The sequence below is a fragment of the Streptomyces sp. NPDC048415 genome, assembly GCF_040651675.1.
GTDB lineage: Bacteria > Actinomycetota > Actinomycetes > Streptomycetales > Streptomycetaceae > Streptomyces.
The window spans coordinates 1-7,108 of sequence record NZ_JBEZKJ010000183.1 but is presented as its reverse complement, the minus strand read 5'-3'; the positions used below and the strand labels follow the sequence as shown (position 1 = coordinate 7,108).

6 protein-coding genes are annotated in these 7,108 nt (G+C 71.7%); 3 read left to right on the top strand and 3 right to left on the bottom strand.

Features of this window, described 5'->3' with window-relative positions; translation table 11 throughout:
• Nucleotides 1-721 precede the first annotated feature (721 nt).
• The 3 genes from AB0D27_RS44760 to AB0D27_RS44750 all read right to left on the bottom strand — a co-directional run bounded on the left by AB0D27_RS44760 (nt 722) and on the right by AB0D27_RS44750 (nt 2,252).
• Nucleotides 722-925, bottom strand: a complete 204-nt coding sequence (locus tag AB0D27_RS44760) for a hypothetical protein (protein ID WP_362521262.1) — start codon at nt 923-925, stop codon at nt 722-724.
• 221 nt (nt 926-1,146) lie between these two features.
• Nucleotides 1,147-1,545, bottom strand: coding sequence for a transposase (locus tag AB0D27_RS44755; protein WP_362521260.1), 399 nt, complete (start codon nt 1,543-1,545; stop codon nt 1,147-1,149).
• A gap of 374 nt (nt 1,546-1,919) precedes the next feature.
• Complete coding sequence (locus AB0D27_RS44750) at nt 1,920-2,252, bottom strand: hypothetical protein (protein WP_362521258.1); 333 nt, start codon at nt 2,250-2,252, stop codon at nt 1,920-1,922.
• Nucleotides 2,253-2,943: 691 nt separating this feature from the next.
• Here AB0D27_RS44750 and AB0D27_RS44745 point away from each other — a divergent pair.
• The 3 genes from AB0D27_RS44745 to AB0D27_RS44735 are packed head-to-tail and all read left to right on the top strand — an operon-like array spanning nt 2,944 to nt 6,935.
• Entirely contained in the window at nt 2,944-4,128 is a 1,185-nt protein-coding gene (locus AB0D27_RS44745; protein WP_362521256.1) for a glycosyltransferase, read from the top strand.
• A complete protein-coding gene (locus AB0D27_RS44740) occupies nt 4,125-5,591 on the top strand; it encodes an exopolysaccharide biosynthesis polyprenyl glycosylphosphotransferase (RefSeq protein WP_362521253.1) in 1,467 nt (488 codons plus the stop codon). The genes AB0D27_RS44745 and AB0D27_RS44740 overlap by 4 nt, the downstream gene beginning before the upstream one ends.
• A gap of 36 nt (nt 5,592-5,627) precedes the next feature.
• Complete coding sequence (locus AB0D27_RS44735) at nt 5,628-6,935, top strand: O-antigen ligase family protein (protein WP_362521264.1); 1,308 nt, start codon at nt 5,628-5,630, stop codon at nt 6,933-6,935.
• The last annotated feature ends 173 nt before the right edge of the window (nt 6,936-7,108 follow it).

The window sequence follows — 7,108 nt, the reverse complement described above, 5'->3', positions numbered from 1 at the left end:
CCGGCGGGCCGCCATCGGCTTTTCCGCGCCCTTCGTTGCAGCGATGGAGCGCTGAGTTCTGCTGAGTTCCACGGAAGCCCGCGGGGCCTGTCTGCGTCAGATGCAGACAGGCCCCGCGGGCAGGAGGCGACCGACGAAGGCCGGCAGGAATGGCGCCGGTCGAGAGGGCGCGCCAACAAGGAGGGAAAGGCGCCCTTCCGCCTACGGCATTCCTGCCGACGCGCCGCAAAGCGGCCGACGCCGACGGATGCGCCACCTCGAGAGATGGCCAACTCCGCAGCGGAAGACCCCGATGCACTAATCGAGGTCATTCCAATGGAACTAACGACGCTCTGCCGCTCAAGGGCATCCTGAATCGTCCATTTGGCCCAGCGCGCGCAGGCGATCGCAGTCCCCTCGAAATGGCGGTTGCACTCCGCGCATATGCCGAAGGTCGGCTCCGACGAATGCGGAACCAATACGGCGGCTGCAGTTCGTGATCTTTGCTGGGCGGTGGTCATGTGGTGGAGGGCTGCGGTGACTTCGCTCCAGCAGCGGTGCAGGCGGCGGCGCAGCTGATGGCGGCGACCCCAGGGGGACCAGTGCAGGGTGTGCGCCAGGTCGCGGTGGGGTGCGGGCAGGGCGGCGGCCGGCAGCGCGGCCGCGACCAGCCTGATCAGGCTGATCAGGCTCCAGCGCATCCAGGAGTTCCAGCAGGTCACCCGTCCCTCGTCCAGCCCGGTCAGGGCTTGGCGGCGCGGATGTCCTCTTCGATCCGCCACCTGACGCAGACCACGACCACCAGGTCGGCCAGGGCGACCGGCGTGGCGGCGGTAGAGGGCAGTTCGCGGGTGTAGCGGTGGTAGCGGTGGAGGCGGACCAGCGGGAGGCTGTGCCCGGCGTCGTGGCCGGGTGGGGTGTTGTCGTCCGCCATGACGGCGATCATCGCCCAGTCGTAGTGGCGGTCGCCCTGGTGCCGCGCGGTGCCCGGTCTGCTGCCGCTGCCAGGCCCGGCGGGGCAGTTTGGCCGGGAGCGCCGTGGCGGCCACGCGCCCGGCCGGGGTGTCCACCCGGTGGGCGTTCGCGTCCGCCGTAGACCCTCGTCGGCGGCCACCCACCGGCCGTGAGGCCGGCCTTGCGGGCGCCGGTGAGCATCGCGGCGGGCCGCTACGGCTTGGTGGCGAGGGCCGGCTCGTACGGCAGGCCGGTCAGCTCGCGGCGCTCGTCGTCCGTCGTCCAGTTCCGGGTCAGGTACAGGGCCCGGCCGGTCAGGGCGTGCCACGCCCTGCTTGCGTAGGTGAGGTGGACGGTGACCTGGCACAGGCCGATCCCGTCGAGCGCGCCGGAGTGCCGGCGGGCGGCGTCTGCCGCGTCGGTGGAAAACTTCTCCTCGCGGTCTCGTCCCCGACCAACGCCGCCTGTCCGTCGGCGAGTTGGCCTGGCGCCCCGGCGGGCGATCCGGTCCCGGGCGGCGCGTCGTGGTCCCCCACCGCGCGAGCCAGGAAGTGCAGTAGTCGGTGCGGCCCCGGTGCCCGAGTGCCTCTCCGCGAGCGTCCAGCGGTTCACCCGACCACGCCGAGGAGCAGGGCCTCGGTCATCTCGGCGAAGGTCTGCCGCGTCTCCCGCCGCGGGAAAGGGCCGCCACCAGCCCTATCGCCTCCCCGAAGCCGTCCCGCCACACCTCGTGCGCTACAGCGGCCTCCACGGCCGCCGCGTCCAGATCTGTTGTCACAGACGATCATGATCGTGGCGGCCGTTCCCGTGCCCACGGCCACCCCGCCCCGCTGACCGGCGACGACGCGCTGCAGACCACGGTCTAGAGGTGCCGTGGCCGACCCGAATCGTCGAACCCATGGGCGGCGAAGTCATCGCTGAGGTGGCATCGGTCTTCTGCGAAGGCGTGGCTGGCGTGGGCTTCCCGGCATTGCCTTCTTGATTGCCTACTTGCCGACCGGAAGCCCACCGAGCAGTCGGCCGTCGACGGAGCCCGGCAGGGCGGGCTTCGGCAGGGCGGGCTTCGGCAGGTTGCTGCCGACAGGGGTCTTCACGACTCCCGACTGCTTCACACCGTCCTTCACACTCTGCGCCACCTGCTGAACGTCGTTGCCCACGTAGCCCGTCGACACCTTGGCCGCCGTGGGGACGCCGCTCGCGACCATCTTTCCGCTGTCCAGGAGGCCCTGCGCCGGCATGTCCGCCGCGACGGCGGGCACGGCGACGCCGGCGATGGCAAGGGAGCCGGCAACAACGGCGGCAGCCTTCAGAGTCTTCATCGTGTGCCTTTCTTTCGTAACTCGTCTTCCGTAACCCGCGGTCGCCAGAGAGTGCTTCTTTCTTCAGACGTCGCGAGAGACTCGGTCTCACTTCTCCTGGCCTAACGAGAGTGGAGGTTTCTGGAAACCCTGTCGCCGACAGTTCCAGGAACTCATACGAATGGACCCGTTGGCGCCAGTCCCGGTATCGGGAGAGCGGCAGGGCCAGGCAGATCCGGTGCGGGCAGGGCCCGCTGGCGAGCAATGTGACGGCGGAAACGTTCACGAGGCCGGTCACCACCACGTGCGAGTGCCGCGGAAAGGGCCGGAGTGGCGATGCGCCATGTGGACAGTACACGCATGGGTGTTCCCCGCGCGCGAGTTTCAGATCATATGACCACTCCCAAACCGGCATACCACGCCCGCGACACGCTGGTGAGTGGCCCTTTTGGCCCGTCGCCCCGAATGGAGCACGACCCCGCCAAACGGACGGCCGCCCGGGATCACACCTCACCGCGACTCCAATCGGGTGATCTCGCGTGAAAAATAGCCCCAGAGGAAGGACGCCATTCCGACACAGTTGACGGGTTCGCAGACAAATACGGAGATGCGGCTACCGTTGCCTCCCGAATCCGGCGCATTTTATATCGCATGTGCGACCGCACATCTTGGGCCGGATTCGGAATCTTTCTTCGGAAGGGAAGCCTCGGTCATGCGCATTCCCCTCGGACCCGTCCCGCACCATGCGACGCCGTCCGCTGCACGCGGGCCGCACGTCCTGCACGTCACTCAGCCGGTCGAGGGCGGTGTCGCCGGGCTCGTGACGGATCTGGCGGCGGCACAGCTCGCCGCGGGGCTGCGCGTCACCGTGGCCTGCCCGCGAGGCGGCACGCTGACGGACGCACTGCGCGCGGTGGGCTGCAGGGTGCTCCCCTGGGACGCGACCCGGGCACCGGGGCATCAGCTCCCGGGCGAGGTACGGCGGCTGGCGCGGCTTCTGCGCGACGTGCGGCCTGACGTGGTGCACGCGCACAGTGCCAAGGCGGGGCTCGCAGCGCGGCTCGCGGTGCGCGGCCGGGTCCCGACCGTCTTTCAGCCGCACGCGTGGTCGTTCGAGGCCGTGGACGGAGTCATGGCCCAAGGGGCTCTGTGGTGGGAGCGGTTCGGGGCGCGGTGGGCGGCGCGTGTCCTGTGCGTGAGCGAGGCGGAACGGCGTACCGGGGAACAGTGTGGCATCACCGCCCAGTGGCGCGTGGTCCCCAACGGCGTTGACACGTGCAGGTTCCGCCCGGAGGGGGCCAGTGCTCGGTCCGGAGCGGGTCCACTCGTCGTGTGCGTGGGACGGCTGTGCCGCCAGAAGGGCCAGGACGTGCTCCTGGAGGCCTGGCCCGCCGTCGTGCGGCAGATGCCCGCCGCCCGACTGGTGCTGGTCGGCGACGGTCCGGACGCGGACCGACTGCACTGCGGTGCGCCAGCGTCGGTGGAGTTCGCCGGCGCGGCACTCGACGCCGCCCCCTGGTACCGGGCCGCCGACGTCGTGGTCCTGCCGTCCCGCTGGGAGGGCATGGCGCTCGTCCCCCTGGAGGCCATGGCGTGCGCCCGGCCGGTCCTCGTCACGGACGTGGACGGAGCGCGCGAGAGCCTGCCGCCCGGCCATTTGCCGTACTGCCTGGTGCCGCCGGAGGACTCCGACGCGCTGGCGCGGGCACTGACGGCGCTGCTGCGCCGCGCGCCGCTGCGCGCGGCGCTGGGTGCACAGGGCCGCGCCCACGTGCTCGCCGCCCACGACGTACAGCACGTCACGGGTGCAGTGATCGACGTGTACCGCGAACTGCTCGGCGTTGCCACCACGCCGGTCGTCGTACCCAACCAGAGCAGGGAGTCCATCACCACATGACTGCGGAAAGCACCGTTCCCTCTCCTGCCGGGCAGCCTCGGACAGCGGGGCGCGCCGTCTCCGTCCTCGACCCGCCCGGCGCCGCCGCCGGGCGCGGGCTGCCCTCCGGACGTGGATCCCGTCGTCCGCGGCGGACCTCCTGGACGCCCTTGCTGATCGTCGACGGCAGCGGCACCCTGGCGGGCGCCCTGGTCGTGCCGGGGGCTCAGAGGTACCTGTTGCTCATCGCCTTCCTGGGTCTGTGCGTGATCGGCCTGAACCGACAGGCCCTGTTGTACGACACCTCGGTCGTCCCCGGCGTGCTCGACGAACTGCCCGCCGTCTGCGGGCGGGTCATCGTCGGCTGGGCGGTCGTCGCGGCACTCTCCCCGCTGCGGGCGCTGCCGATGACCGTGCTCGTCACCGCGTGCGCCGTGCACTGCCTGGTGGCCTGCGCGGGCCGCGGAGCGGTGCACGGGCGCCGCCGCAGGGCGCTGCAGCACCGGCCACGTCCTGCTCTGATGGTGGGTCCGGTCCAGGCGGCCATGCGTGTCGCGGCCGCGTTGCAGCGCTGCCCGGGCTGCGGAGTGCGGCCGGTGGGTATCGTCGCCGACGCCCCGGACTCCGTCCCCGATTCGGGCGACGGGCCCGCGCTGCCGGTCCTCACCACGGGTGAGGAGGCGCATCGCGCGCTCATCCAGAACGGCGTGGAGACGGTGCTCGTCGTGGGGCCCGCGACCCGTGTGCGCAAGGCCTCCTTGCTGCGGGAGCTCGCCGCGCTCGGATGCGTGCTGTGGGAGCTCGACGCGGACTCGCTGTCGTACGACCCGCGCGGGCGGCGTGCGCGGGCGGGGCACCTCGCGGGTTTCTCCCGCAGGTTGCTGTCTCCGGGCGCCGGCCAGTGGCGCGACAGTGTGGGCAAGCGGATGCTTGACGTGGTCCTCTCCGGCTCTCTCCTGCTGCTCGTCAGCCCGGTGCTGCTGGTGTGCGCGGCCGTGTTGAGGGTTGTCGACGGGCCGGGCGTGGTGTTCCGGCAGGAGCGGATCGGCAAAGACGGCCGGGCGTTCACGATGCTGAAGTTCCGCACCCACCGGCCCGCCAGCGCGCACGAGGCCGCGACCCGCTGGAGCGTGGCGGACCAGCAGGACATAAGCCGCTTCTGCCACTTCCTGCGCCGCACCTCGCTGGACGAGCTGCTCCAGCTGTGGAACGTCTTCCGCGGCGATATGAGCCTCGTCGGACCGAGACCCGAACGGCCTTACTTCGTCACCAAGTTCAGCCAGGTCTATCCGGGCTACCCGGCGCGCCACCGGATGCGGACCGGGATCACCGGACTGGCCCAGATCCAAGGGCTGCGTGGCGATACGTCGATCGAGGATCGGTGCCGCTTCGACAACGCCTACATCGACAACTGGTCGCTGTGGCAGGACGTCTGCATCCTGGTGCGCACTGCGGCCCTGTTCGTACGGCCGACGGGGAGCTGAGCACCGGTGACCACTCCCTCGGCAGCCTCGCCCCCGCTGGTGCTGCCGCTGCCGGCGCTGCGCCGGGCCGGCTCCGTCCTGTCCGTGCTGCCCGTTGTGGCGGTCATCGTCCTACTGGGGCTGCCGGTCGCACCGGACAGCAGGGCCACACCCGCTGACGCGGCCTCGGGGCTGGTCGTGCTGTGGGCCGTCGTTCACACCGCGCGGCAGGCGCGGCGCCCGCTGACGCGGACGGCCGCGGTCGTACTCGGGCTGCCGGTGGTGGGCATCGCGGTCGCCGCGAGCGGGGCGGCGACGCCCGGCGATGCCCTCACGGGACTGGCCCGCTATCTGCAGTTGTTCGTGCTCGTCCCGGTCGCGGTGATGCTGCTGGTGCGGGACCGGCGCGGCGCCCGGCTGGTGCTCTGGTCGCTGGTCGGGCTCGCACTGTGGCAGGGCACGGTCGGGGTGTATCAGTACCTCACCGGAACCGGGGCCTCGTATCAGGGGGCCTACATCCGGGCGGTGGGCACGTTCGGGGCGACCGACGTGATGGGGATGGCGACGGTCGTCGCGTTCGGACTGGTGGTGGCGACGGGTCTCGCCCTCGGGGCACACGGGCGGCAGCAGCGGGCTGTGGCGGCGGTATGCGCGCTCGCGCTCCTCGTGCCCCTCGCGGTGTCCTTCAGCCGGGGTGCCTGGCTCGCCACGGCCGCGGCATGCGGGGCGCAGCTGCTGATGGCCGGCCTGCGGCGGGCGGCGAAGCTGTTCGCGGCGGTGGTCGCGGCCTCGGTGGTGCTGGTGGGCGGGCTCGGCATCGGCACCGCGGTGCTGCAGGAGCGGCTGACCAGCATCACCAAGGTCACCGCCGCACCGGACCAGTCGGTCGTCGACCGTTACACCCTGTGGGCGGCGGCGGCCGACACGTGGCGCGGGCACCCCGTGACGGGTGTGGGCTTGAAGGCCTTCCCCGAACACCGGGACGGGCACGCCTCACTCGCGCTGTCGTCGGGCAGTGACACGGAGGGAGCGGGCCGGGTCTTCCGACGCCAGCCCCTGCTCTCTCCGCACAACATGTACCTGCTGGTCCTCAGCGAGCAGGGCCTGCTCGGCCTGCTCACGGTGGCGGGCAGTTGGCTGGCCCTGCTGGTCTGCGCTCTGCGGCGGCTGCGGCGGGCGGGACGCGCCCGGGACTGCGCCATCGCGGCCTGCGGGCTGCTGTTGTGGCACGTCGTGGATTTCCTCTACTCCGACATCGGCGGACCCTCCACCGTCCTGACGGCCGTGTGCCTCGGCCTCGGCGCCTGGTGGGCACTGGCACGTGACGCGCCGACGGCCACCGCTGCGGAGGCGGATGCGCGATGACGCCCACACCCGCCACGACAAGGCCCACATCCGCCACGGCAAGGGGTGCGTCCGCCACGACGACCAGGAGTACGTGCGATCAGGCGACCGGTGCGGACGGCCTTGCCCCGGTCGACGGCCGCCAGAGCCCGGCGGCCGTCGGTGGTCCACCGGCCCGTCCCGGCCAACCAGCC

Coding starts and splice junctions, on each gene's coding strand:
- AB0D27_RS44760 (WP_362521262.1), bottom strand. CDS start 925: ATGATCGCCGTCATGGCGGACGACAACACCCCACCCGGCCACGACGCC.
- AB0D27_RS44750 (WP_362521258.1), bottom strand. CDS start 2,252: ATGAAGACTCTGAAGGCTGCCGCCGTTGTTGCCGGCTCCCTTGCCATC.
- AB0D27_RS44745 (WP_362521256.1), top strand. CDS start 2,944: ATGCGCATTCCCCTCGGACCCGTCCCGCACCATGCGACGCCGTCCGCT.
- AB0D27_RS44740 (WP_362521253.1), top strand. CDS start 4,125: ATGACTGCGGAAAGCACCGTTCCCTCTCCTGCCGGGCAGCCTCGGACA.